General features: G+C 70.3%; 1 protein-coding gene. It reads left to right on the forward strand.

What is annotated here, in order from left to right:
- Window positions 1-630, forward strand: a 630-nt coding sequence (locus HHX30_RS40370; RefSeq protein WP_169989219.1) for a sugar phosphate isomerase/epimerase, incomplete at both ends; no start/stop codon positions are given.

The following is a 630-nucleotide window of genomic DNA, read 5'->3' on the forward strand; positions in this document are numbered from 1 at the left end:
ACACCGCCCGCGCCGCGGCCAAACTCGGCGTCAAGACCGTCGTCGGCTTCACCGGCTCCTCCATCTGGCACACCCTGGCCATGTTCCCGCCGGTCCCGCCGTCGATGATCGAAGCCGGCTACGCCGACTTCGCCGACCGCTTCAACCCCATCCTCGACGTCTTCGACGAAGTCGGCGTCCGCTTCGCCCACGAGGTGCACCCCAGCGAGATCGCCTACGACTACCACACCACCGTGCGGACCCTGGAGGCCATCGGCCACCGCCCGGCCTTCGGCCTCAACTGGGACCCCTCCCACATGGTGTGGCAGGGCCTGGACCCCGCCAACTTCATCCTCGACTTCGCCGACAAGATCTACCACGTCGACTGCAAGGACGCCCGGGTCGCCACCCGCGACGGCCGCCGCGGCCGCCTGGCCTCCCACCTCGCCTGGGCCGACCCCCGCCGCGGCTGGGACTTCGTGTCCACCGGCCGGGGCGACGTGCCCTGGGAGGAGTGCTTCCGCGCACTCAACCACATCGGCTACGACGGCCCCATCTCCATCGAGTGGGAGGACGCGGGCATGGACCGGCTGCACGGCGCACCCGAATCCCTCGCCTACATCCGCTCCCTCAACGCCATCACCCCACCCG

This window comes from Microbispora sp. H10836 (genome assembly GCF_012999525.1).
Taxonomy (GTDB): domain Bacteria; phylum Actinomycetota; class Actinomycetes; order Streptosporangiales; family Streptosporangiaceae; genus Microbispora.